Below are 24,169 nucleotides of genomic sequence, written 5' to 3'. Positions count from 1 at the left end.
ATCTATTAAAATCTCCTCACACGATGCCAAATAGAGTGCTAGGGATAGTCATTATTAAATTCCACTTAAATTGAACATGAGAGCAAGAATCCCGTCCTTGAACTTCTCTTAGGAAGGTGGATTTATTAAGTCCCAATTCAAAAGCGTATGGGTATGGCACAGAAAAAGCCCTTACATGAAGATGAATGAGTGTCAGTTATTTAATCCACGTTCCTTAGTTCAAGACCCTTGAGAGCTGATCCGCTTATAAATTGGCACAACCCACTGACTTTTCTTATCGTGGATATATTTACCATGTTTGCTGCCGGAGTGCTACTCATAAACCTTGTGAACTTTTATCCTGAGTCTTCAGCGGAACTGCGTGTTCCTCAGATGCTGTGTCAGGATAGTTACGGAAGGCAATTCCTAGACTTTGTGACCGTTTTCTTGCCAAAATGCAAATTACTTTTTTAGGGACAAGCTCCGGTGTACCGACGCGATCGCGCAATGTGTCCAGCGTGGCTTTACGGCTACCTCAACGAGGAGAACTCTGGCTGTTTGACTGTGGTGAAGGTACCCAACACCAGCTATTACGGAGTGACCTGAAAATCGGTCAACTGAACCGTATTTTTATCACCCATATGCACGGAGACCATATATTCGGCTTAATGGGTCTTTTAGCAACCTGTGGTTTGGCTGGCAATGTTCAACGCATTGACCTCTACGGTCCCCCCGGTCTCAATGAATACCTGCGTGCTTGCAGACAATACTCTTCAACCCATTTTTCCTACCCGGTTCAGGTTCACATCGTACAGCCTGGAGTGGTGTATGAAGATGAAGAATTTATCGTTACCTGTGGTCCCCTGAAGCATCGCGTCACTGCTTTTGGCTACCGAGTCACCGAAAAAGACCGTCCGGGGCGCTTTGATGTAGAAAAAGCCGCAGCCCTCTCAATTCCTCCGGGTCGGGTCTATGGGCAACTCAAACGCGGCGAAACGGTGACGCTGCTAGATGGGCGGCAAATTCATGGGGCGGATCTGTGTGGACCGACAGAAATCGGTCGCAAAATTGTTTACTGTACCGACACAGTTTATTGTGACGAGGCGGTGGAACTTTCGCAGGATGCGGATGTGTTAATTCACGAAGCGACCTTTGCCCACCAAGACGCCCAGCTAGCTTTTGATCGCTTGCACTCCACTTCAACGATGGCGGCTCAAGTTGCTCATACTGCTGGTGTTAAGCACTTGATCATGACTCATTTCAGTCCCCGCTATGCCCCCGGTAATGCCATTGTGCTGGATGACCTGCTTACGGAAGCGCGTGCCATTTTTCCGAGTACGGAATTGGCTTATGATTTTCTAAATTATGAGGTGCCTCGGCGGCGGGAAGAGGAATTAAAAATTAAAAATTCTCTTTTTTAATTTTTAATTGTGCATTGTTACTGTTTACAGACCGCTGGCGTTCCGCAGCCGGTCGCGTATTTCAACGAGACGGTTTTGACTGCTGATGGGCGATCGCGGTAGCGGAACTTCTGTGTTGGGCCAGCCGCTGAGATCGTTACAAGGACACGCTAAAGGCGGCATTCCTACAGTCCGGACGGGGACGGGCATGGTGCAACGAGAACAGGGTGACACATCCCATGCTGGTGTCAGCAACTGGGCAATTGGTTCTGCGGTGCCCTCTAAGTAGCAGTCCCCCGAGTCTGGGGAGAGGATTTGCTGCCAGCAGTTTTCAAATTCTTGCGAGTAGCGATCGCCCCGAATCACGGGTTGTGGCAGCAGCGCTTCTTGACCATTCCGAATCAAAACTTTTTTGCCTAACTGAAACCAATAAGCAAGATACTGTTTGACTTGGTGTTGAGATGCCATAGCAAAGGAGTGAATGGTAATAGGTATAGGGTAATGAACAACTCGCTTTTTCTCAATTAGCAATGAGTCATTCGCAATTGCCAGTTTGCCTTTAAGTCTTTCTATGCTAGCGCCTATGATAATTTTGGTAACGGCGTTCCCAGGTGGCTCAGGTTGAGAACGTGACCGGCAGTAACTAAGTAGACTGGGTTAGCGATCGCGCCCACTCGACGCACCAGCCTTCCCAAGCGATCGCGGAACATTCGACCGAGGGGATAGGCGGGAACAACGCCCCACCCCGTTTCCTCTGCCACCAAAATCGCATCACTGACGCTACTTTCCAAACTTTCCAGCAACTCCTGGCACGTCCTTTCCCAAGATTCATCGTCTTGGTCTAAAAAATTCGCCACCCAAGTTCCCAAAGAATCAACGAGGAGACAACTAGAATTCTGAGATGCCCGAATCGTTGCCGCCAGTGTTAGCGGCACTTGCAGCGTTGTCCATTCCCTAGGGCGTCGTTGTTGATGTTGTTCAATTCGAGCCAGCCATTCTAGATCGTTGGGGTCAACGTGAGCCGTTGCCACATAGATAACCGGCTTACCCGAACGCATTGCCAGAGTCTCCGCCCACTCACTTTTCCCGGAACGGGCTGGACCAGTCACTAAGATTAAATGCTTAACAGAAGTCATTCAGATGCGATCGCAAAGAACTTTTTTATCCGTTTCCGGCGAGTTGTGCATTAAAGTTAAATTCAACAGTGGCAGGATTTGTATCTTACCCACCTGTACAGTGTCCGGGTTATTCTAGCGGTCAGGCTTCCCATAAATTTTCATTTTGTGCATCGAGACCGTTAATCCTACCAGACAAATAAACAAATAAAATAGAAACACAAAGCATAGAAACACAAACCAAGTAGAAATACCAGGAAAAGCACCAATCCCAATCTTTTAGAGATTCTAGCGGCAGTTAACAGGTTTGATTTGCAGGAGTGGCGTCAGATAACTATGAAACCAGAATTAAAACGGATTGAGACAACACTGGATCGATTGGCGGATCAAAGTCCTGTCATAGACAATCCGTCCCCTTGGGAAGATCGGCCCGATCCGAAGGGGTGGGGTTCAGAGGCATCATCAGATGCCAATCGCTCAATTTCAATGACCGTACAGGCTTTCTCTGACCAAAAGCAATCTGGCAAGACACCCGTCCTGCCAAAATTAAAAACTCCCAGTTTCACTAACCATCGGAACGCTGCCAATCCTGCCTTGGCGATGACCCTGTTGCAAGAAATTGAAGCGATTGTTGGGGGTTGGCAGAAGGAACTTCATCAAACCTTGCGCCAAATTCAAGATATTTATCTAGAAGGGCCGATTGTTGATGGTTGGTTAGAGTCTCATTCCCGCGAACCAGAGGTTGGGGTTGAGGCGCTGCGTCAGGTGGTAGACAAGGGTCATGCCAAGTCCGTACACCAGCTGATGGACTATGTAGAAGAACAGTGCAATCAACCCGATGAAAAGGTGACTTGTGAATCTCCACGGGCTGGATACCGCCTGGTAGGAATGGATGAGAATGGTCAATTTTGGTCGCGTCCCTGTCCACCCGAACAGATTCCGAGTGTGAGTGTCGCGATCGCTCGTTATCAAAAGCTGCGCTTGCTGCTGAATCGCAAAGAGGATCTGGAAACCCGCCTCAGCCAACTGGCGGAAACACTCGTTGTTCTACATAGTCATCTAAGTGAGAATTAAAAATACAAAATTAAAAATTAAAAAGTTCAGAAATTCCTGATTTTTAATTTTTAATTTTGCTTTTTTAATTGAGCTAGCCCTAACCCCAAATTTATGACAGAGCCTAAAATTTCTGCGATTATATGTACTCACAATCGAGAGCAGTATTTAGGTGCTGCCATTGATAGTTTGCTGAATCAGGATTTTCCGGATTTTGAAGTCGTGGTAGTGGATAATGCCTCCAGCGATCGCACATCCGAGATAATCAAAGCACGACCGGGGGTAAAATACGTCTACGAAGGCGTTATGGGTCTATCTGTCGCCCGCAACACGGGTGCCAAGGAAGCCAAAAGTGAAATTCTCGCCTATTTAGATGATGATGCCGTTGCTAGCCCGTCTTGGCTGTCGGCACTCTATGATGCTTATCAAAGCAATGAAAAACTAGCGATCGCGGGTGGCAAAGTTACCTTAATCTGGCCCGATGGCATCACGCCTCCTCTGTGGCTTTCCCCTGGACTATCTGGGTGCTTGGGAGCATACGATTTAGGAGATTCCATCGTCTATATCAAACAACCTGGTATGACCCCCAGAGGCTTGAATTACTCGCTCAGACGTACGTTTTTAGAGCAAATTGACGGGTTCGATGTTAATCTGGGTCGAGTCGGAAAAAATTTGTTATCAAATGAAGAATTACACATGACAGAACGGGCACTCAAATTAGGTTGGCAAGTTGCCTATCTGCCTGACGCCTTAGTTGCCCACAATGTCTCCCCCGAACGCCTTGAACAAGCTTGGTTTTTAAGCCGAGGCTGGTGGCAGGGCATTAGTGAATGTTACCGCGAACAAATCGCTGGTAAGGCAGGACCGCGCCAGCTACTGTTAGGAGGCGAACGACTCGTGCGAGGTCTCTACAAATCTGTTAAATATTTTGGCGATGCCGCCCAACGCTTCGATAATCTCGTGTATGCCTACGGTCAAGTGGGTTATTTGAGTGCAGCAATTCAAGGGATGTTATCTGCTCCTTTCAAAGTGCAAAACCCAGAGCCGGAATTAAAAATTGAAAAAGAAAATTCTTAATTTTTAATTCTTAATTGCTAATTTCTAATTGTTCTTTCATCCTTCACGGTCATGACCTCCACACCCTCCAAACTTCCTGTTTCGGTTCTGATTCCCGCTAAAAATGAACAAGCAAATCTGGCGGCTTGCCTGGAGAGTGTAGCCAGGGCTGATGAAGTGTTTGTCGTAGATTCCCAAAGTAGCGATCGCTCGATTGAAATTTCCGAAAGTTACGGCGCAAAAGTTGTCCAATTTCACTTCAACGGTCGCTGGCCTAAAAAGAAAAACTGGGCTTTGGACAATCTGCCTTTTAGTAACGAATGGGTGCTAATTGTTGATTGTGATGAGCGGATTACCCCCGAACTCTGGGATGAAATTGCAACTGCCATTCAGAATCCAGAATACGAAGGCTACTACCTGAACCGTAAAGTATTTTTCCTCGGCAAATGGATTCAACATGGCGGTAGGTATCCCGACTGGAACCTGCGTTTGTTTAAGCACAAAACAGGTCGCTACGAAAACTTGGGGACAGAAGAAATCCGCAACACAGGCGACAACGAAGTTCACGAACACGTCATTTTGCAAGGCAAAGCAGGCTATCTGAAAAACGATATGCTGCACATTGACTTTCGGGACGTGTTCCACTGGTTGGAACGACATAACCGCTACTCGAACTGGGAAGCCCGCGTTTATTTAAATATCCTGACTGGCAAAGACGAAAGCGGTACGATTGGCGCTAATTTGTTTGGGGATGCGGTACAGCGCAAGCGGTATCTCAAAAAAACTTGGGTGCGCCTTCCATTCAAACCGTTGATTCGGTTTATTTTGATTTACATTATTCAGCGAGGCTTTTTGGATGGGAAAGCTGGATACATCTATGCACGGTTGATGAGTCAATACGAGTATCAAATTGGCGTCAAACTTTATGAATTAATGGAGTTTGGCGGTCAGTTGAACGTAGCGGCTTCCTCCTCCGTGCCTCCCCAGTCCGTACCCCAGCCAGATTCATTAAAAGGAAGCGTGTAGGGTGTTGGAACCAGGCGAACAACCGCCAGCGATCGCGTCGGAATCTCTTGTTGATTTACGCCGCTACGACCAATCCTGGTTTGACAGAGGACGACCGGGTTGGTTTGTCTTGCTGTGGTGGTTGGTACAAGCGATCGCCTTTCCCTTAACTCCCCATCCCTCTAGCGGTATCCGCTGCTGGCTTTTGCGTCTGTTTGGGGCAAAAATCGGCAGCGGCTTAGTCATCCGACCAACCGCCCGCTTTACTTATCCCTGGAAAATCGAAATCGGAGATTATAGCTGGATTGGGGATGATGTCGTTTTATACAGCCTTGACCGCATTCAGATCGGTCAGCACTGCGTCATTTCCCAAAAAAGCTACCTCTGTACCGGCAGTCATGACATCCAAGACCCAGCTTTCAAGCTAATGACAGCCAGTATCACGATTGGCAACGGCGTCTGGATTGCCACAGATTGCTTTATTGCGCCTGGGGTTGAAATCGGAGCGAATTCTGTGATTGGGGCACGTAGCAGCGTTTTCGGTAACATTCCACCCCAGCAGGTCTGCTGGGGCAGTCCTTGCCGTCCCCACTACCCTAGAGAAATTAAAAATTAGAAATTAAAAGTGGTGGAAAGAATCCCTTTTCTTTAGTTTTTAAGTTTGCATTTTTAATTATTCATTCATTCATATTCCGATAAGTAGCAACGGCTGACGGAGAGATTCGGTTTAAGTAGCGGAAAATCCAATACTTAAATATCGTGTCCAAAATGACGGGAAAGGTAGCAATAAATAGAAAGTTAAAATCTCTGTTTTCTGGTAAGCCTAAATGCCTTGCCGTTCCTTCCAGAATCACTTCCCAGCCGTGAGGAGAGTGAAATCCCACAAAGATGTCAGTGAACAAGATAATAATAAAAGCTTTAGCACTGTCACTGAGACCATAAACTACGTCATCTATAAAAGCTTTGAAAACTGCAATTTCTCTTTGGCTATTAAGCAGCAAAAGGTAAAGAGATCCCGCTGCAATAAGATCGGCAAAAACATTTTTGATAGCGTTGGCACTTCTGTAACTATATTCTTCCCCAATTTTTAATGCCTTCTCTTTAACTTCTTCTTCCATTTCCTCCTTAGATAATTGAGGAGCTACACCGATTAAGCTTTTGAATTTTAGTAATTCTTCAAATCTTTGCAATTCCTGAAAGGCTTCTTCTTCTAGATCAACATTCAGGAAAATTTCAGTTCTGTTTGGCTCCCGGAAGCGATCGACAAGAGGGCCGACGAAGAAAGTTTTACTTACTTGTTGAGTTAATAGAGGAACTAAAATTAAAACTAAAATAAACCGAATAGAAACAATGGTTTTCGTTTGAGAAGTACGAAAACTTTGAACAACTTCTTCTTCTGAATTCGGGTCAAAGTTTCTCTTGAGTCGATCTAGCGTACTCAAGATTGAGCGAGGCACAAAACTGGTTGTGTCAGTCATTGTTTCTGCCTCATCAGCCACTCGGTCGTCTGTAGAAAACAAAGTTGGCTGATTGACTAGATTCTTCGCTTCAATCCGGTCAACCTTCCTCAAATTTACTTCTACAGATTTAGATTTAGGAACAGGGACTAAGGCTGATGAGGAACGATTTTTTTCAGGCTTGTATTTAGATAAAACATCATCAATAAATTTAAGCTTTTCTAAAGTTATGGATTGTTTATCTTGAGGTTCAAAATCTTCTGTTCTAAAATTTGCCGCTCCAGTCGTCCTTGTTTTTCTTGTTACATCTGGATTAGAACGAGTCACTACTGAAGTGCTGGCCTGAAACTCTGCTAGCCCAAATTTAGCCGTTTTTAAATATTTTTTAAGTTTCGTTTCAAAAAAAGACATGGCATTTTCACGGTATTTTTGACCATCGGGGGAGATTTTTTTACCGTCAAAATGTTCATCTTCCAAAGCCTTAATCATTAAGGCTGCCTTATATGCGCGATCCAAGGCTCTCTCAGGAGTTTCTGAGAACCACTGGTTGGCAGTTCCTAAGTAAGATTGGAGCTGTGACAAGAAAGATAGTTTCATAATAGAAACCGAACGATTACACAAGTATCACTCAGCGTTTAGCAATGTTAACGCAATCGCAGACCATCTGGATCGTCGGGCCGACTCGCAGTGGAAAGACAACTCGCCTCGTAAACCTGTTTTGCCAGTGGGTTGAACGGGGATCTCAACCGCGAGGTTCGCGTCGGAAGGCGGGAAGGCGGGAGCAGGCACCGACAATTTTAGTCTTTGCGGCTAATGATGATAATCGGAGCGAATTAGCTGACCGCTTGGCTACGGCAACACAGGGGCGGTATCCGATTCAATCTAAAACGCCTTTGGGTTTCTTTCAGGATGAGGCGATCTTATTTTGGCCTTTATTGATTCAGCGGTTGAATCTTAGGGCACAATTTCCAGTTAGACTGCGCCCAGAAACTGAGCAGGAGTTAGCCACCCGGTTGTGGCGTCCGGAGTTGGATAATGGTAGCCTTCAGTTGTTGGGGGTGAGCGAGTCTCGTTCGGTGCGTCGCATTCTGGACTTGTTGCAGCTGTGCGCGATCGCAGGACGACCTATTGAGGAAATTCCCAGTCTTCTCGAACAAGGTTTCGCAGAGCAACAAGGGTTTGCCAGGGACGACGATCCGGTGGTGGAGCGCCCCGACTGGGAAAAAATCGGAAAATTGCTGATTGATTGGCGGCAATGGTGTTTAGACCGGGGATTGCTGACCTATGGGATTATTTGCGAACTTTATTGGCGTTATCTGCTGCCAGACGAAGCTTATCAGCAGCACTTGATTCGCCGGTATCAGGGAGTACTGGCGGATAATGTGGATGATTATCCAGCGATCGCCTGCGATCTATTCAACTTCCTTTTAGATAAAGGAGCAGCCGGAGCCTTTACCTATAATCCGGATGGGGCAGTGCGACTCGGTTTGAACGCCGATCCAAATTATCTAGCCAGTCTAGAGTGGCGCTGTCAGGTAGAAACTTTGAGCCAGGAACCGAGCAGTGTGGCGGCACTTTACGGAAAGCCGGTGGTGGAAGCGGTGAGCGACCCCATGTTTCTGTTGACCTTACCAGAGTCGGTACAGTTGATTCAAACCACATCCCGCGCTCAGTTGTTGCGAGAAACCGCTTTAGCGATCGCAACGGCGATACACAACGGACAGGTGCAGCCTCAGGAAGTGGCAGTGATTGCCCCTGGTTTGGATGCGATCGCCCGCTATACCTTAATCGAAATCCTCAGCAGCCAGGAGATCCCCGTCCAAACCTTGAGCGAACAGCGCCCCCTGAATGCTTCCCCGACGATCCGGGCGCTGCTGACGCTGCTGGCGCTCGTTTATCCAGGCTTGGGGCGTCTGGTAGACCGGGATTCCGTGGCGGAAATGCTGGTGGTACTGAGTCAGGAGTCCGGATTCAGGAGTCCGGAGTCAGGAGGTAGCACCCATTCATCCCCGATCGTTCATCCTTCATCCTTCAAGATTGACCCAGTCAGGGCGGGTTTATTAGCCGATTACTGCTATTCCCCCGATCCAGAGCAACCCCGGTTGCTGCCGGTGACGTATTTCCCCCGCTGGGATCGGCTAGGGCACTCAGCCTGTGCTGCTTATGAAGAGATTTTGCAGTGGCTAGAAGTGCAACGAGGTCAGCTGGAACAGCGTCTGATTCCCAACTGCGTCGCCCTGCTTGACCGGGCAATTCAGCAGTTTTTGTGGAAAGGCAGCAATCTCCCCTACGACCAGCTAGCCGCCTTACGCGAACTGATGGAAACCGCCCAACACTACTGGGAAGTTGATGGACGGTTGCGGCAGAGCGATCGCATTGAAACCCCAGATTACACCACGATCGATCGGTTTATCTGCTTGTTGCGTCGCGGTACTGTCACCGCGAACCCTTACCCCGTGCGCCCCCTCGGTCTTGACCGTCACGCCGTGACTTTGGCAACCATCTTCCAATATCGGGCGGCTCGTCGGTTCCACCGATGGCAATTTTGGCTGGATGCCGGTTCGCACCTCTGGTCAAAAGGCGGTGCTGCCACTCTCTACGGTGCCCCTTTGTTTCTCAAGGATTGGTCGGGAGAGGCGCTAACCGAAGAAGATACCCAAGAAGCAGATGAGCAAAGACTGCGGCGGATTTTGCTGGATTTACTGGGGCGAGTGGGGGAGCGAATTTATCTGTGCCATAGCGATTTGGCGACCAATGGACAGGAGCAAACTGGCCCGTTATTGTCCTTAGTCAATGCTTCAATTCCTTTGAACCCTGATTATGCACTCAGCTAACCACGCGATCTTGGCGAGGTTTTTAGAGGGCATGGAGAAAAAGGGTGAGTATCCAGATATATGCCCAAGCCATCGGTATCCCGATAAATAATCCCGCGATCGCCCAGCCTCTTTGATGGGCTTTGAATTGTTCAATACTCCGCCATTTTTTACTTTTCCAAGCCCATTCATTGCCCTTAGAACCGAGGGCGAACCCCATCAACCAACCGACACTCGGTATCCAGGCTAAAAGTCCAATCCAAACATGATTGCTCAAAGGCCATAGATAAGGCATCAGAAATGCGCCCCAATTCCAACCTTTGATTTCATCGGGTACTGGTACTGTCTCATCCAATAAACCGCCTTGCCCAGAATTATTGACCAGGGTTGGTTGCTTTGAAGGTTGGATACCCGTTGAAGTTTTAATCTTTGTTCCTTCTTTAAGCGCTTTCAGGGCAGATTTTGCACTCGCGAACCGTTCCTCTGGAGCTGGTTCTGTTAACTTTTGAATCCAGCTAATGAATGGGGGACTGATGCTCACCTGTTCAGAAAATTGAATCCGCAAGTTCCGAGAAGGCAAATCTGCCGGTGCCGTACCTGTCAACAAATGAATTAAAGTGGCTCCCAGGGAATACAAGTCTGAAGCTGGAACAGACCTTCCGCCAAATTGTTCCATCGGCGCATAGCCGTAAGTTCCGACGACAGTAAAGGTAGCTCCCTCTTTCGCGGCTTTATCTTGCACCGCTCCAAAATCAACCAAATATACCTTGTCGTCATCACCCCAAATTAAATTGCTCGGTTTGATGTCTCGGTGTAGGACTGGGGGACTCAGCTCGTGTAGATAAATCAGAATATTCAGAATTTCCGAGGCAATCTTACGGACTTCCTTTTCAGTGAACTTTTTCCCTTGTACGAGTAATTCCTTCAGAGAGGTACCGGGGATGTGTTCTTGGACTAACCCGAACCAGAGCGATCGCTCATCGATACAAAAATCATCCCCATATTTAGGAATTCGGGGATGATTCAACTGCTTAAGGATTTGTGCTTCTCGCTCAAACAGTTTGAGATCGTCCCACTGTACCTCGCCGCCAAATGCGAGGAGTTTGACAACGACTAAATTTTTTTCTTCAGTTTCAATATCCGTCGCTAACCAAGTTTGTCGTCCCGCATTTTGTCCCAATCTTTGTTTGAGTTGATAACGCCCCTGTAATATCTGTTCGGCTTGCAGCATTATTCGTTATTTTCCGTAGAAAGCTGAGATGAGGGATTTAGAAACTTAGTATTTGCCTTCACGTATACTGATAATTCGGTTTTTCATCTTGTCACAGCGCCCTTATCTACCTTCCTATCTGCTCTTTTGGTATCTCTAGTGTGCCCGCAGGACAGGCTGGTTTGCCATTGTTATAAATTGGCTCTGGTAGTTTGGTAGCACCAACAGCATTAGATTCACACAAAATTGCTATTGTTTTCATCTTGCCCTTAACAGCATCTGAGGATTTTGCAGGTACTATAAACACACCTCCAACATAGCTTTTGTTATTACGATGGGGTATTGCGTAGTTAAATGCAGCTTTACTCGCCAGCACACGAGTTGCATATTCGTAGTTTCCTTTCTGAGTTTTCATGCCAATTCCTAGTTTTTCAACCGAATTAGAAAATTCATTGTTTTCTATGAAATAAGCTTTCTGACCACGATTCATCGCCCCAACAGATTGTCTTGCTTCGGATTTTTCAATGATTGCCCGTTTGGTAAAAAAACTTGGCAGAGCAATAGCCGCGATGAGAGCCATAAAAGTAAATAATGGCAGCGCAGTTGAAAGTGCTAAACGACCATAACGAACCGAATTGCCATTTGCCTGAGCCTCTGTTTCGCTATCGGAGCTTTTAAAACTTTCCACTTGTTGCAAAGCTTCAAGTGCCTCGCGTGCCGTGCTGAATCGTTTTTCTGGAGCTGGCTCTATAAGCTTCTCAATCCAACTGCTGAAATTGGGATTGAGGCTGACTTTATCGCTAAATTGAATCCGCATCTGATGCTGCGGTAACTCAGAAGGCGGCGTTCCAGTTAACAAGTGAATTAGGGTGGCTCCTAGCGCATAAAGGTCTGATGCTGGAACTGCACGTCCCCACAACTGTTCTGGCGGCGCATAGCCACTGGTTCCTACCACAGTAAAGGTAACACCCTCTGCCTTAGCGCGATCTTGAACCGCACCAAAATCAACCAAATAAAACTGCCGATCTTCCCCCAAAATTATGTTGCTAGGTTTAATGTCTCGATGTAATACAGGTGGACTTAATTCGTGCAGATAAATTAGAATTTCTAGGATGTCCGTGGCAACATAGCGTACCTGCTCTGGTGTAAATTTTTTGCCTTTATCTAATAGCTGGCGCAGGGAACTGCCGGGAATGTAATCCTGCACTAATCCAAACCAAGGTAAGCCACCACCCGCCTGTTCAGTGAGAGAAAAATAATCTCGATAGGTTGGAATTCTGGGATGGTTTAAGTTTTTCAAAACTTGAGCTTCCCGTTCAAAAAGCTTGAGTTCCTCCCACTGCATTTGAGGACTGAAAGCTAGCAATTTAACAATTACCGATTCGCTGGGTTCTGCTTCTAAATCTTCTGCCAGCCAGGTTTGACGCCCTGCATTTTGTCCCAGTTGTTGTGTGAGCTGATAGCGACCCTGTAAGACTTTTTCTGCTTGCAGCATGGTAATTTTCCTTGATTAGTTGCATTTAAGGATTACAAATACCTAGTTTGGGATGGCCCTTGGTCATTCGCTCCTATCTCAGCCAGTCTTGGATCTGTCGAGCTATCCAGTTACGTTCAGGTTCAGTCAGGTTCTGAGCGAAACAGTATTTCAGCAACCCTGTTTCGAGAGTGACTCCTTCTAAAGGAATTGCTTCAACATTTTTGATGCTGGAAATTTTCCCCCGATGGCTAAGATATTTCAACCCAAACAATTCCCTTTTAATTACAAAGTTATCTTGATAGAATTCGATGCAATAATCTCCCCAATAATTGAGCAGGGGCCATTTCAAATCGGCTGGAATTTTCCACAATTCATTGTGTAGGCTCATCCATAGCCGACCCAAAAACAGCGTTGATAGAATGGGTAAAATCAAAAAAAATATTAAATGAATCGATGACAACACGGACAAGAGCATATAAAATATTAAGAAACCTAGCCATAACAGCAATAAACCTAGCAGAAATAGAGAGATGACAGAGGTCGCTACTAGCATCAATTTCCCTGTAAAGGTGAGAATGTCTGTAAGTAGCAATATTCCCCGTCCAGGAATTTTGATTTTTAACTGGGTAGAAGACTTCCAAAGCTGAACGCGACTGCCAACAGGCTGACGGATTTGTTGCAGGAGAGCGTTGAGAGAACGATTGGCTTTAAGGTCTTCTAGTGCTTGACGGGCAGTGCGATATCGTTGCTCTAAATCGGGTTCGGCGATCGCTTCAATCCACCGGACAAAATTGGAGTTAAGGCTAACCTTGTCGCTAAAGTGAATCCGTAAATTCTTTTGAGGCAAATCTGCCGGGGCGATGCCGGTTAACAAATGGATCAAAGTCGCCCCCAGCGCATACAAGTCGGATGCCGGAACTGCCTTTCCCCAAAATTGCTCTAGCGGGGCATAGCCAGTCGTTCCCACCACGGTGAAGGTGACTCCCTCCGCTACGGCAGAATCTTGAACTGCGCCGAAATCCACCAGATAAATTTGTTCATCTTCTCCCCAAATCAAGTTGCTGGGCTTGATGTCGCGGTGTAGCAACGGCGGGCTTAACTCGTGCAGATAGGTGAGAATATTCAGCACCTCGGTGGCAATCTGCCGCACCTGGGCTTCGGTAAAGCGTTTGCCCTGTTTCAATAATTCTTGCAGGGAAGCACCGGGAATGTATTCTTGCACCAATCCAAACCAGCACAAACCAGCGCCAACCTGTTTATCGAGGGAAAAATAATCTCGATACCGGGGAATTTTGGGGTAATCGAGATTTTTCAAAACTTGCGCTTCACGCTCAAATAACTTGAATTCGTCCCACTGCATCTGGGGGCTGAAGGCTAGCAGTTTGACGATGACTTGTTGTGGCGGTGATGCCTCAATGTCAGTTGCCAGCCAGGTTTGACGCCCAGCATTTTGTCCTAATTTTTCTTGAAGTTGATAACGCCCTTGCAATACCTGCTGTGCTTCCAGCATCTCGCCCTTGGTTCCTTAGCGCCGTATGTACTCCAATTTAGCTAGCGATCGCTCTAAGCGCTACCGTTTCGCTACCACCCCGTCAGGTGTCCACTCTATTTCACTTAATACTGAATACAAGCGATCGCCCTCTCTTTCCCAACAAACGCGATCGCTCTCTTTGAGAAGGACAGCGAAGCAATATACCCCAAAAAGGGTAGAGACGCGATTAATCGCGTCTCTACAAGAATTTTATTTGTTTACTCTTAGAACTTAGGCATCATTCAACGCCGCAATACCAGGAAGTTCCTTCCCTTCCAGCAACTCCAGACTAGCGCCACCGCCAGTCGAGATGTGGCTCATTTGTTCGCCCAAGTTCAACTGTTCCACGGCTGCCACCGAGTCGCCACCGCCGATAATGGTAGTCGTCCCGCTCTTAGTGAGATCGGCAAGAGTCCGCGCGATCGCTTCCGTTCCCTTGGCAAATTGCGGAAACTCGAATACTCCCATCGGACCATTCCAGATTACCGTCTTGCAATCAGCAAGCGATTCCTGGAAGAATTTCACCGAGTCAGGACCAATATCCAAACCCATCCAACCATCGGGAATGGCGTCAATGCTAACCGTTTGAGCATTGGCATCAGCAGCAAAATTATCTGCAAGGATGACATCTGTCGGCAATAGCAGTTGAACACCACGCTCTTTCGCCTTCGCTTCCAAAGACTTCGCCAGTTCTAACTTATCTTCTTCCACCAGCGACTTCCCGACACTTAGCCCACGAGCCTTGTAGAAGGTAAAAATCATGCCGCCGCCCAGGATCAGCTTATCGCACTTATCCAGCAGCGTTTCGATGACGCCAATCTTGCTAGAAACCTTGGAACCCCCGATAATTGCTGCCAAAGGACGCTGAGGACTTTCAATCGCGCTTTGCAGATACTGGAGTTCCTTTTCAATCAAGTACCCCGCCACCGATGGGCTGAGATACTTGGTTACACCTTCTGTAGAAGCATGAGCGCGGTGAGCTGTTCCAAACGCATCATTCACATATAAATCGGCAACTGAAGCCAGTTTTTTAGCGAATTCTGGGTCATTCTTCTCTTCTTCCGGGTAGAAGCGGACATTTTCCAGCAGCAGCACGTCGCCATCTTGCATCGCCCCCACCTTGGCAGCGACATCATCACCGATACAGTCGTCAGTCTTGACAACTTCTTTACCCAGCAATTCAGACAGGCGCTTTGCCACCGGCGTCAGGCGGTATTTATCATCGACACCTTTGGGACGCCCAAAGTGACTAGACAGAATTACCTTAGCGCCTTTGGAAGTTAAATCCTGAATTGTCGGCAGAGCTGCCCGAATGCGAGTATCGTCAGTAATGTTGCCATTGTCCAGCGGTACATTAAAATCCGCCCGTACCAGTACCCTTTTGCCGGATAAATCGGATGCCGATAAATTTGCTACAGTTTTCTTGGACACAGCGTAAACCTCCTAATTGCGTCTTTTTATACTCTTCACTAGCAACCGCGTGTCACTGGTCGTTTGCCCTTTTCCCTCAAAAGCTAGATAGACCAAACCAAATGCAGGGGTAAGGTTATTTCTAGCTCTCTAGCCGTCCACATTTTACAAGAGTTGGGGTTTCTACAGGAGCGTGCCATGTTCAAGACTGTTCTGTTTCCTGTCGATCAAAGTCGAGAAGCGCGCGAAGCGGCTGATGTCGTTGTGAATGTTGTGCAAAAGTATGGTAGTAAATTAATTTTGCTTTCGGTGGTAGAAGAACCCAGCCAAGAGCCAGAGGTGTCGCCGCTCAATTCAGATGCTGCAATGACATCGCCAGAAGCAGTCGCCGAACTGCTCAAAACAGCTCAAAATCTATTTGCCGATCAAGGCATCCAGTCTCAAACGATTGAGCGTCAAGGCAAACCAGCTTTTACCATCTGCGATGTTGCTGACGAAATTGACGCCGATTTAATTGTGATGGGCTGTCGAGGGCTGGGTTTGACTGAAGAAGGCATGACTGACAGCGTCACGAACCGGGTAATTAATTTATCTCCTTGTCCGGTATTGATTGTTCCTTAGTCAAAGTTTAGATTTTGGATTTTGGATTTTAGATTCAATCTAAAATCTAAAATCTAAAATCTAAAATCTAAAATCTTATGACGACTCCTTCAATTCAGTGGTATCCCGGACACATTGCCAAGGCTGAGAAAGCGCTTAAAGAACAGCTCAAGCGTGTGGATGTGGTGTTAGAAGTGCGAGACGCCCGAATTCCCATCTCTACGCACCATCCCCGCGTGCCAGAGTGGATAGGCGGCAAGGCAAAGGTATTGGTACTTAACCGCACGGATATGATTTCTCCCGCAGTCCGGCAACTGTGGACTGAGTGGTTTAGGGATCGGGGGGAAACGCCATACTTCACAGATGCCCAGCATGGGAAGGGTGTTGCAGCAGTGGCACAGGCGGCGCAGGCAGCGGGTGTAGAGATGAATCAACGAAGAAGCGATCGCGGGATGCTTCCTCGTCCAGTTCGTGCCGTTGCGATTGGGTTTCCCAATGTCGGTAAATCGGCGCTCATTAATCGTTTATTAGGAAAGCGGGTGGTAGAAAGCGCACGTCGTGCTGGTGTAACGCGCCAGCTGCGCTGGATACGCATTTCCGATGAGATTGAACTTTTAGATGCCCCTGGCGTTTTGCCTTCCAAATTAGAAAATCAGCCTGCTGCCTTCAAGTTGGCGATTTGTGATGATATTGGTGAAGCGTCTTACGACAATCAACGAGTGGCATCTGCGTTAGTCGATTTGCTCAAAACGCTCAACGCCCCCGATGCCGATTTATTTCTATTGAAGTCTTTACAGTCTCGCTACGGAGTAGATCCCACTTCGTTCGCAGGCGACGAATATCTACAAGCTGTGGCAGATGAACGTCATAAAGGCGATGTAGAGCGCACAGCACGACAGCTATTAAATGATTTTCGCACGGGTTTATTAGGTGCGATTCCCCTAGAATTGCCGCCAGTCTGAATCGCAAAAGCTTCTGACAATTAAATGTCTTGCAGTCAGAAATTTTCCTATTTAGAAGGACAGGTGTTTTTTGTCCGACCCTTCCAAATCCAACCGGAGACTGGAGAATTAATTTCTATCCAGCCACCTTCTTCTTTTCCAGTGACAGAGACTTTGGTTCCTGCTTTCACAACATCCCCTGTTTTCTTTCGTCCATCCACAGAGCGGACATTGGATGAACTAAGAACAACAACACAAGTGTTTTTCACTTCATTTTTAGCTGGCGCAGTAATTTGATTTTTAGCCGTTTCAGGAGAGGACGGGACTTGACGACTTGCAAAAATTACCCCAATTGCAATGACAAAGATAGCAGTGCTTGCTCCAATTAACAGCGGCAATTTGTTAGGAGATTTAAGTCCAGAATCCAGGCTGGACGACGAACTAATCGGAGCTGGGGCGGGATTTCCAGGAGCAATTGTCACCGTGTTCTGCGTGACGGGCGCGGTTGGGGGCGTTGCTTCATCTGCGACGCTAGCCGGAGAATCCACTGTCTTTTCCGATGAATTGCCTGTAGCAATGGTTACGGTATTGTCCGTAGGGGGCGCGATCGCCGGGGTGGAAATAGGAGCAGGGGCGTTATTGGGCGAGACGTGGGGATTGGTGCGTTCTTGGAGCGAGCGCAGTGCCTTATTTGCCGACACAGAACCGTCTTTCCAGTAACCGCGCACCTTCTGTCCCAAGACTGCGGCGATCGCTGCCGGGGAATTCGGATTGGTTAGGGAAGCAAGCGATCGCAATGCCTCGGTTGCTGACTGATAGCGGAATTTGAAGTAGTGGCGTACCATTTGACTCAGGACAGCGGCTAACCCATCGCTAACTTGAGCCAAGTGCCGCCAGAGAATCTCCCCGCTGTCGGGATCTTCTGCTAATTGCCTGGGATTCAGCCCGGTCAAGGCTTGGATACCAATCATGCCCAGTGCGTACAGATCGCTGCTAGGGCGGGGTCTGCCTTGTCCCTGTTCGCTAGGCATATAGCCTGGGGTACCAATCGCAACCGTCTCATTCATCCCTTCTTGAGCGATGACGGATTGCCTCTGCACCTGTTTGACGGCACCAAAATCTACCAAAACTAACTTCTTATCGGAAGAACGGCGAATTAAATTATCCGGTTTGAGATCCCGATGAATCACCCCGTTCTCGTGTACAAATTCCAGAATAGATAATACTTCAGACAGCAGTTGAATCACCTGACTTTCGCTCCACTGCTGTCCTGGTGGCAGTTCTACACTTAGAGGCTGTCCGTCGATAAATTCCTGCACTAAGTAAAACTCTTCCTGCTCCTCAAAGTAAGCTAACAGCCGGGGAATTTGGTCGTGGTTCCCCAACTTTTCCAGAGTTTCGGCTTCGCTATTAAACAGGCGTCTCGCTGTTTGTAAAAATTCGGGATTGCTAGTCGCGGGTTTGAGGTGTTTAACAACGCAGGTAGGGTTCCCAGGTCGGCGAGTGTCTTGGGCAATGTAAGTATGACCAAATCCACCTTGGCCTAGCGCCTGGATCACCTGGTAGCGCTGGTCTAGTAATATGCCTATCATGGTGTCGCTGCCCTGAGCTGAGGTAAACCGTTTAACATAATTGAGTTTTTCCAAAAAGGAAGCAGTGTTTTCCGGATGTTTCATCAGATATGCACGGATTGCATATCTGATGAAAGAGCTACCCCCTTTCAGGGAATCGCTCTCTCCCGCCGCACTCTTGATTGACTGCGTATGAAAACCGCACTTTCGCGTCTTCTCTGGTGCCCAGTTGTCAAGGCTTCGACGGTCTCGCTAAAACCTCGACCTGACATCGGGAACCAGCGAATACTATGATACTGTTGTTCAAGGAATGAGGGGTATGACCCCCCATTTATATAAGGTAAGGCTGAAGGGCGCAGAGGCATTAACGCTAAAACTCAAACGATTTGCCGATTAAGCTGCCCTAAGCGTGTAGCTTGGGCAGGGTTGCATAAATGCCTTTGAGAATGCCATAACCTTGAGGGGAAGTGAGGGAAACCAATCAAAAGCCCCTTACTTTGCTGAGTTTTTGCACGCCTCGTTCGCTTCGCTTCAAAAAGGGATAGGAGTCATGGCTGAACTCAATCTGCGTCTACGAGAGGGAGATACAGAAAGAACGATTACGGTGAATCGGGATGAATTTACAATCGGTCGTTTGCCAGAATGCAACTTGCATTTGCCTTTCGAGGGAATTTCCCGGTGTCATGCCCGCTTTTTGAAAACGCCTTCTGGGGCGTGGACAATTGAGGATATGGGCAGCAAAAACGGAACGCGATTGAATGAACGCCCTGTCATCTCGCCTCAACAGGTAAATCACGGCGATATTCTTTGGCTGGGAGATATTAGCCTGAATATTCTTTTGAGCCATCCTGCTCAACCCCATCTAACACAGCTGGTGGAACCCGTGGCTCAAGGAACCACCATCTTTCGCAATGTTCAGGAGCTGCAACAGCAGTGGATACAAGCGGAAGGGACGCTAGACGTAGTTAGCAATAAGGAAAAAGCGATCGCTCGTCTCAAAGATTTGGTGAATATTGCCAAGAATTTGAGCGCAGCTGAATCGATCGAAGCAATTTTCTACCAGGTGCAGGAAGTCGTTTTCCGCGAACTTCAAAGCATTGAGCGCTTGGCATTGTTAATCGATGTAGAGGGTTCCGGCAAACTAGAATTGCTGAATGCCGCCGCTAGAGATATTTTGGAACAACAGAATCTAACGGCAAATGGCAGTTGGATTAGCCGCACCATTTGTCAAAAGGTATTTGCCGAGAAAGTCGCAATTCAAACCGCTGATGCCCAGATGGATAAAAGGTTTGAGGGGCAACAGAGCATTTTAGTCAAAGGGATCAAGAGCGCGATCGCCGTCCCGCTTTGGGATGAAAATAAAGTAGTCGGTGTTCTTTATGCCGATGCTCATCTTTCCTCTAGCCATTGGACGAAAGGAGGCGAGGAAGACCTCAGCTTTTTTTCGGCTTTAGCAAATCTGGTCGCATCCGCAGTCCAACGTTGGCTGTTAACGCGGAAACTGAGAAACGAAGAAACCATTCGGACTCGACTAGAGCGCTATCACTCCCCTGCCGTTGTACAGCACATTATGACCCTGGGGGCCTTAGACAACGGTCGTCTCACGCCTGCGGAGGTTGATATCAGCATTCTCTTTGCCGATATTGTTGGCTTTACCGCCCTTTCGGAACGGTTGAGTCCTACAGAAATTGCCCAATTACTCAATGATTTCTTCGAGGAAATGCTACAGGAGGTTTTTACTGCCGGAGGAACGTTAGACAAGTATATTGGAGACTGCATCATGGCATTTTTTGGCGCTCCTGAACCTCAACCGGATCATGCCGACCGAGCTTTCGCCGCCGCCAAAGGAATGCTGACTCGTCTAGAGAAATTAAATGCCGCTCGAGTCTGGCGCGAACCGCTGCAAATTCGAGTTGCCATCAACAGCGGTAGAGCCGTGATTGGAGATGTCGGTAGCTCTCAAAGAGTAGACTATACCGCTTTAGGAGCAACGATTAATCTAGCCTCCCGCATGGAAGGAATCTGCCCCCCTGGTGAATGTGTCGTCAGTGAAGCCACGTATTCATTGCTGAAGCGATCCCAAGACTTGCAGACGGTAGGAGAACACCATTTCAAAGGCATAGACCGACCTGTCAGAGTTTATCAAACCAAGCGGCATTAAAGTGCTGGCTCCCCTCTGAGTTTTAGTGGAGCTAAAGGGCGGATTTCGAGTTTTCGGCTAAGACCAAGCCAAACCCTTTCTCGACGACGAAATCAAGGAGTTTATCGCTTCTCCTCACCAGCCCAAAAAATTTATTCCTCACCTTCCCCGTATCGGGGTGGGTTAGCTAGAGGTGGCAAGAGGTTGAGCAGAAGGTTAACCGAAAAGGAGCTGGGTGCGATTTCCCGGTCGTTGCGACCTATGGCAACACAGCGTATCATCTGTCGAAGGATTTCGTCAGAGTTAAGATGGTGGCAGTAATTGCCGGGAAAACGCATATATTTGTGGGTGCTTTCTTTGACTATTGCTTTGTCCAGGAGTTTTAGCAAGCCTTGTTCGCCTTGGTTCAAGGAGGTTTAGAGTCATGGCTGAACTCAAGCTGCGCCTACAAGTTGAGGAAAATGCTGAAAGCACCGTCACGGTGGATAAAGAGGAATTTATTATTGGTCGTTTGCCAGAATGCGATCTGTACTTGCCTTATTTTGAAATTTCCCGCTGTCATGCCCGGTTGTTAAATACACCGGATGGCGTGTGGGTAGTCGAAGATATGCATAGCACAAACGGAACGCGGTTAAATGACCGTCTGCTAGCAGCGCCCCAAAGAGTGAATCATGGGGATGTTATTCAGATGGGTCATGTTTTCATCCACGTTCTTTTAGCCAGTTCTCCTCAACAAAAAACTCAACTCAATCCCATCAATGCAGATCCGATCCCCGAAGAAGTGACGATTCTTCGCAATGCCAAAGAACTGCAACAGCAATGGATACAAGCGGATGATGAAGGGAGTAATATTGCGAATCCCCACAAAGCGATCGCTCGGCTGAAAGACTTGGTTGATATCGCTAGATGTCTGAATTCTGCCGAATCGATCGAAGCAATTTTCCAGCAGATACAAGAAATTGTTTTCCGCGATCTCATTAGTATCGATCGGTTGGCATTGTTGATTGATGTCGATTGTTCGGGGGAACTTGAATTACTTCAAGCAGCAGCGAGAGATATTTCTCAGCAGGAAAATCTCGCCGCAGATGGCAGTTGGATTAGCCGCACCATTTGTCAAAAAGTATTTACGGATAAAGTCGCCATTAAAACCGCTGATGCCCAAATGGATGAACGGTTTGAAGGCGAACATAGTATTTTAGCAAAAGGCATTCGTAGCGCTCTAGCGGTTCCTCTGTGGGATGAAAATCAGGTAGTCGGCGTTCTTTATGCCGATGCCCATCTTTCTTTTACCCATTGGAACAAAGGAGGAGATGAAGACCTCAGCTTTTTTTCAGCTTTAGCGAATTTGGTGGCGTCGGCGGTGCAACGTTGGCTGTTAGCAGAGAAACTCAGAAGCGAAGCCAACATTCGACACCGATTAGAACGCTATCACTCTCCTTCAGTTGTGCAGCATATTATGAATGTAGGAGGATTAGAAGGCGGTCGTCTTACCCCCACAGAAGGCGAAATCAGCATTCTTTTTGCCGATATTGTTGGCTTTACTGCGCTTTCGGAACGTTTAACTCCGACAGAAATTGCCGATTTGCTCAATAGTTTCTTTGAGGAGATGCTCAAAGAAGTTTTTGCCGCCAGAGGAACGCTAGATAAATTTATTGGAGATTGCATTATGGCATTTTTTGGCGCTCCAGAACCCCAGCCGGATCATGCCGACCGGGCTTTTGCCGCTGCTTGGGGAATGCTGGAACGTCTGGAGCGTCTGAATGCTCGTAAGTTCTTTCAACAACCGCTGCAATTGCGGATAGCGATTAACAGCGGTAAAGCGGTGGTTGGAGATGTGGGCAGCTCTCAGAGAGTAGACTATACCGTCTTAGGCGCTACGATTAATCTTGCCTCGCGGATGGAAGGAATTTGTCCCCCTGGTGAATGTGTCGTGAGTGAAGCCAGCTATTCTTTGCTCAGTCAACCGAAAGATTTGTTTCCGATGGGAGAGTACCGTTTTAAAGGTATTGACCGACCGATACGGGTTTATCAGACTAAGCGGCAGAGCGTTATCCACGATGGTATTCAGTCGGGTTAGAGATGAGATTAAACCTGGAACCCCATTTCTTGCAATCCTTGGCGGAGCCTAGCGGCTTCCTCTGGGTTGTGTTGCTCGTGAAGGGCGATCGCTTTCCCAAATGCTTCTAAACTTTCGATTACGTTCCCCATTTTCAACAGGGCAACTCCCAGATTTTGATACGCCTCTGCATAGTCTGGGTTCAGTTGAATCGCTTGGCGGTAAGCAGCGATCGCATCCGGCAAACGCCCCATTGCTTTTAATGCCATGCCCAGATTGTACTTTCCGACCGCAAAACTAGGGTCAATCTGTAAGGTCGTTTCATAAGCTTTTTGGGCATTAGTAAAATCCCCAGATGCTATCAACAAGTTGCCTAAATTGTTATAAGCCCCTAGTTTAAGTTTGGGCAGAATTGGCTGTTGAATGGCGACTTGATAATGTGTCGTCGCTTGTGCAAGATCGTTCACACGAATATAGGCATTGCCCAGATGGTAGTGCAACTCGTATAAAACAGAAGCATCAGTCTCTGCTGATTTTAAGCCGCGCTTTAGGATTCCGATTCCCTTACTAATTTTCCCTGTTTCGACATAAAGCGCCCCCAATTTACAACAATCATAGGGATCGTTGGGATGGCTTGCCAGATAGCCTTCCATCGCCGCCTGCGCCCTATCGAATTTGTTTAAAGATGCGATCGCTCCCGGTTGATAGCCGTAGTGCAAAATTGCGACATCCGACAGAGAAACGATTTGCCACTGGGGTTCTCTCTGCAACAGTTGGGCAACGCTATCATCCACTAGAGAATGGTAAGGACGAGAAAAGCGCACGTCTGGGTGATTGCGAAATAGACGAGAAACTAGGGAATAGGGCGATTGGGATGCCCCAACTTCTTGACGAATCAGGTTGATAACGAGGTTGCGATCGCTTTCCATCGCTTGCTTCATCTGCGGCACAATTTCCGGTGTCAGCACTTCATCCGCATCCAGCACCAGCACCCAATCTCCCTGAACGTACTTCAACGACTCATTTCGCGCTGCTGAAAAGTTATTGCACCATTCAAAGTGATAAACCTTCGCCCCAAATTCTCTGGCAATTTCAACAGTTTTGTCAGTGGAGCCGGTATCCAGCACCACCATTTCATCTACCACATCTTTGACACTATTCAAGCATTGTGGTAGAGAGGCTTCTTCGTTTTTGACAATCATGCAGAAGCTTAGCTTCATTGGACACCATGAACTGGCTTAAGGGACTCGTGGTTATTTTAAATGCGATCGCATAAAGCTAATTAAACAGTAAAAAAAGAATTCTTTTTTTGCCTGCCCTTCGGTAGATAGGGATCAAAACTTATATATTTTTGA

At 47.4% G+C, this 24,169-nt stretch carries 20 protein-coding genes; 11 read left to right on the top strand and 9 right to left on the bottom strand.

What is annotated here, in order from left to right:
* Positions 1-434: 434 nt before the first annotated feature.
* Complete coding sequence (locus tag NC996_RS15085; RefSeq protein ID WP_190414364.1) at positions 435-1,400, top strand: ribonuclease Z; 966 nt, start codon at positions 435-437, stop codon at positions 1,398-1,400.
* Positions 1,401-1,424: 24 nt separating this feature from the next.
* Here NC996_RS15085 and NC996_RS15080 read toward each other — a convergent pair whose 3' ends face one another.
* Complete coding sequence (locus NC996_RS15080; protein ID WP_190689071.1) at positions 1,425-1,847, bottom strand: hypothetical protein; 423 nt, start codon at positions 1,845-1,847, stop codon at positions 1,425-1,427.
* A gap of 113 nt (positions 1,848-1,960) precedes the next feature.
* Positions 1,961-2,515: a bifunctional adenosylcobinamide kinase/adenosylcobinamide-phosphate guanylyltransferase gene (gene cobU / locus NC996_RS15075; protein WP_190414368.1), complete on the bottom strand. Its 555-nt coding sequence runs from the start codon at positions 2,513-2,515 to the stop codon at positions 1,961-1,963.
* A gap of 315 nt (positions 2,516-2,830) precedes the next feature.
* Between cobU and NC996_RS15070 the strand changes: the two genes are divergently transcribed.
* The 4 genes from NC996_RS15070 to hpsU all read left to right on the top strand — a co-directional run bounded on the left by NC996_RS15070 (position 2,831) and on the right by hpsU (position 6,224).
* Positions 2,831-3,568 carry a hypothetical protein gene (locus tag NC996_RS15070; RefSeq protein WP_190689067.1) on the top strand — a complete coding sequence of 246 codons (738 nt, stop codon included), beginning with the start codon at positions 2,831-2,833 and terminating at the stop codon, positions 3,566-3,568.
* Between the two features lie 93 nt (positions 3,569-3,661).
* Complete coding sequence (locus NC996_RS15065; RefSeq protein ID WP_190526341.1) at positions 3,662-4,624, top strand: glycosyltransferase family 2 protein; 963 nt, start codon at positions 3,662-3,664, stop codon at positions 4,622-4,624.
* A gap of 51 nt (positions 4,625-4,675) precedes the next feature.
* Positions 4,676-5,629, top strand: coding sequence for a glycosyltransferase family 2 protein (locus NC996_RS15060; RefSeq protein WP_190689064.1), 954 nt, complete (start codon positions 4,676-4,678; stop codon positions 5,627-5,629).
* A 1-nt stretch (position 5,630) separates the two neighbouring features.
* A complete protein-coding gene (gene hpsU / locus NC996_RS15055; RefSeq protein WP_339380476.1) occupies positions 5,631-6,224 on the top strand; it encodes a hormogonium polysaccharide biosynthesis acetyltransferase HpsU in 594 nt (197 codons plus the stop codon).
* Positions 6,225-6,285: 61 nt separating this feature from the next.
* Here hpsU and NC996_RS15050 read toward each other — a convergent pair whose 3' ends face one another.
* Entirely contained in the window at positions 6,286-7,662 is a 1,377-nt protein-coding gene (locus tag NC996_RS15050) for a proton extrusion protein PcxA (RefSeq protein ID WP_190531662.1), read from the bottom strand.
* A 44-nt stretch (positions 7,663-7,706) separates the two neighbouring features.
* On the opposite strand from NC996_RS15050, the gene NC996_RS15045 reads away from it, so the two are divergent.
* Complete coding sequence (locus NC996_RS15045) at positions 7,707-9,899, top strand: recombinase family protein (protein ID WP_190689061.1); 2,193 nt, start codon at positions 7,707-7,709, stop codon at positions 9,897-9,899.
* A gap of 22 nt (positions 9,900-9,921) precedes the next feature.
* Here the strand turns inward: NC996_RS15045 and NC996_RS15040 are convergent, their stop codons facing one another.
* From NC996_RS15040 to NC996_RS15030, 3 genes are all read right to left on the bottom strand, one after another.
* Positions 9,922-11,109, bottom strand: coding sequence for a serine/threonine-protein kinase (locus NC996_RS15040; RefSeq protein WP_190689058.1), 1,188 nt, complete (start codon positions 11,107-11,109; stop codon positions 9,922-9,924).
* 106 nt (positions 11,110-11,215) lie between these two features.
* Positions 11,216-12,583: a type IV pilin-like G/H family protein gene (locus tag NC996_RS15035; protein WP_190689054.1), complete on the bottom strand. Its 1,368-nt coding sequence runs from the start codon at positions 12,581-12,583 to the stop codon at positions 11,216-11,218.
* Between the two features lie 73 nt (positions 12,584-12,656).
* Complete coding sequence (locus NC996_RS15030) at positions 12,657-14,075, bottom strand: serine/threonine-protein kinase (protein ID WP_190689051.1); 1,419 nt, start codon at positions 14,073-14,075, stop codon at positions 12,657-12,659.
* Positions 14,076-14,100: 25 nt separating this feature from the next.
* Here NC996_RS15030 and NC996_RS15025 point away from each other — a divergent pair, with 25 nt between their 5' ends.
* The gene (locus tag NC996_RS15025; RefSeq protein ID WP_190427812.1) at positions 14,101-14,331 is read left to right on the top strand and encodes a hypothetical protein; all 231 of its coding nucleotides are present in this window, start codon (positions 14,101-14,103) and stop codon (positions 14,329-14,331) included.
* Here the strand turns inward: NC996_RS15025 and NC996_RS15020 are convergent.
* Positions 14,328-15,527 carry a phosphoglycerate kinase gene (locus NC996_RS15020; RefSeq protein ID WP_190427814.1) on the bottom strand — a complete coding sequence of 400 codons (1,200 nt, stop codon included), beginning with the start codon at positions 15,525-15,527 and terminating at the stop codon, positions 14,328-14,330. The genes NC996_RS15025 and NC996_RS15020 overlap by 4 nt on opposite strands.
* A gap of 177 nt (positions 15,528-15,704) precedes the next feature.
* Between NC996_RS15020 and NC996_RS15015 the strand changes: the two genes are divergently transcribed.
* Entirely contained in the window at positions 15,705-16,127 is a 423-nt protein-coding gene (locus NC996_RS15015) for a universal stress protein (protein WP_190433305.1), read from the top strand.
* Between the two features lie 77 nt (positions 16,128-16,204).
* Positions 16,205-17,068 carry a ribosome biogenesis GTPase YlqF gene (gene ylqF, locus NC996_RS15010; protein WP_190433307.1) on the top strand — a complete coding sequence of 288 codons (864 nt, stop codon included), beginning with the start codon at positions 16,205-16,207 and terminating at the stop codon, positions 17,066-17,068.
* Positions 17,069-17,115: 47 nt separating this feature from the next.
* On the opposite strand, the gene NC996_RS15005 is transcribed toward ylqF, so the two are convergent.
* Positions 17,116-18,639, bottom strand: a complete 1,524-nt coding sequence (locus tag NC996_RS15005; RefSeq protein ID WP_190689097.1) for a protein kinase — start codon at positions 18,637-18,639, stop codon at positions 17,116-17,118.
* Between the two features lie 529 nt (positions 18,640-19,168).
* Here NC996_RS15005 and NC996_RS15000 point away from each other — a divergent pair.
* Both NC996_RS15000 and NC996_RS14995 read left to right on the top strand, forming a co-directional pair.
* Positions 19,169-20,779, top strand: a complete 1,611-nt coding sequence (locus NC996_RS15000; RefSeq protein ID WP_190526322.1) for an adenylate/guanylate cyclase domain-containing protein — start codon at positions 19,169-19,171, stop codon at positions 20,777-20,779.
* A gap of 403 nt (positions 20,780-21,182) precedes the next feature.
* A complete protein-coding gene (locus tag NC996_RS14995) occupies positions 21,183-22,835 on the top strand; it encodes an adenylate/guanylate cyclase domain-containing protein (RefSeq protein ID WP_190689045.1) in 1,653 nt (550 codons plus the stop codon).
* 8 nt (positions 22,836-22,843) lie between these two features.
* On the opposite strand, the gene NC996_RS14990 is transcribed toward NC996_RS14995, so the two are convergent.
* Entirely contained in the window at positions 22,844-24,016 is a 1,173-nt protein-coding gene (locus tag NC996_RS14990) for a tetratricopeptide repeat protein (RefSeq protein WP_190689095.1), read from the bottom strand.
* Positions 24,017-24,169 lie beyond the last annotated feature (153 nt).

It is taken from the genome of Trichocoleus sp. ST-U2, assembly GCF_039961875.1.
Lineage (GTDB): Bacteria > Cyanobacteriota > Cyanobacteriia > Cyanobacteriales > FACHB-T130 > FACHB-T130.
The sequence above is the reverse complement of the archived record's forward strand: the minus strand, read 5'-3'. Positions and strand labels throughout refer to the sequence as shown.

What these genes read in the sequence shown, in the direction of transcription:
- NC996_RS15085 (WP_190414364.1), top strand. Translation starts at nt 435, where the DNA reads ATGCAAATTACTTTTTTAGGGACAAGCTCCGGTGTACCGACGCGATCG.
- NC996_RS15080 (WP_190689071.1), bottom strand. Translation starts at nt 1,847, where the DNA reads ATGGCATCTCAACACCAAGTCAAACAGTATCTTGCTTATTGGTTTCAG.
- cobU (WP_190414368.1), bottom strand. Translation starts at nt 2,515, where the DNA reads ATGACTTCTGTTAAGCATTTAATCTTAGTGACTGGTCCAGCCCGTTCC.
- NC996_RS15070 (WP_190689067.1), top strand. Translation starts at nt 2,831, where the DNA reads ATGAAACCAGAATTAAAACGGATTGAGACAACACTGGATCGATTGGCG.
- NC996_RS15065 (WP_190526341.1), top strand. Translation starts at nt 3,662, where the DNA reads ATGACAGAGCCTAAAATTTCTGCGATTATATGTACTCACAATCGAGAG.
- NC996_RS15060 (WP_190689064.1), top strand. Translation starts at nt 4,676, where the DNA reads ATGACCTCCACACCCTCCAAACTTCCTGTTTCGGTTCTGATTCCCGCT.
- NC996_RS15050 (WP_190531662.1), bottom strand. Translation starts at nt 7,662, where the DNA reads ATGAAACTATCTTTCTTGTCACAGCTCCAATCTTACTTAGGAACTGCC.
- NC996_RS15045 (WP_190689061.1), top strand. Translation starts at nt 7,707, where the DNA reads ATGTTAACGCAATCGCAGACCATCTGGATCGTCGGGCCGACTCGCAGT.
- NC996_RS15040 (WP_190689058.1), bottom strand. Translation starts at nt 11,109, where the DNA reads ATGCTGCAAGCCGAACAGATATTACAGGGGCGTTATCAACTCAAACAA.
- NC996_RS15035 (WP_190689054.1), bottom strand. Translation starts at nt 12,583, where the DNA reads ATGCTGCAAGCAGAAAAAGTCTTACAGGGTCGCTATCAGCTCACACAA.
- NC996_RS15030 (WP_190689051.1), bottom strand. Translation starts at nt 14,075, where the DNA reads ATGCTGGAAGCACAGCAGGTATTGCAAGGGCGTTATCAACTTCAAGAA.
- NC996_RS15025 (WP_190427812.1), top strand. Translation starts at nt 14,101, where the DNA reads ATGTACTCCAATTTAGCTAGCGATCGCTCTAAGCGCTACCGTTTCGCT.
- NC996_RS15015 (WP_190433305.1), top strand. Translation starts at nt 15,705, where the DNA reads ATGTTCAAGACTGTTCTGTTTCCTGTCGATCAAAGTCGAGAAGCGCGC.
- ylqF (WP_190433307.1), top strand. Translation starts at nt 16,205, where the DNA reads ATGACGACTCCTTCAATTCAGTGGTATCCCGGACACATTGCCAAGGCT.
- NC996_RS15005 (WP_190689097.1), bottom strand. Translation starts at nt 18,639, where the DNA reads ATGATAGGCATATTACTAGACCAGCGCTACCAGGTGATCCAGGCGCTA.
- NC996_RS15000 (WP_190526322.1), top strand. Translation starts at nt 19,169, where the DNA reads ATGGCTGAACTCAATCTGCGTCTACGAGAGGGAGATACAGAAAGAACG.
- NC996_RS14995 (WP_190689045.1), top strand. Translation starts at nt 21,183, where the DNA reads ATGGCTGAACTCAAGCTGCGCCTACAAGTTGAGGAAAATGCTGAAAGC.
- NC996_RS14990 (WP_190689095.1), bottom strand. Translation starts at nt 24,016, where the DNA reads ATGATTGTCAAAAACGAAGAAGCCTCTCTACCACAATGCTTGAATAGT.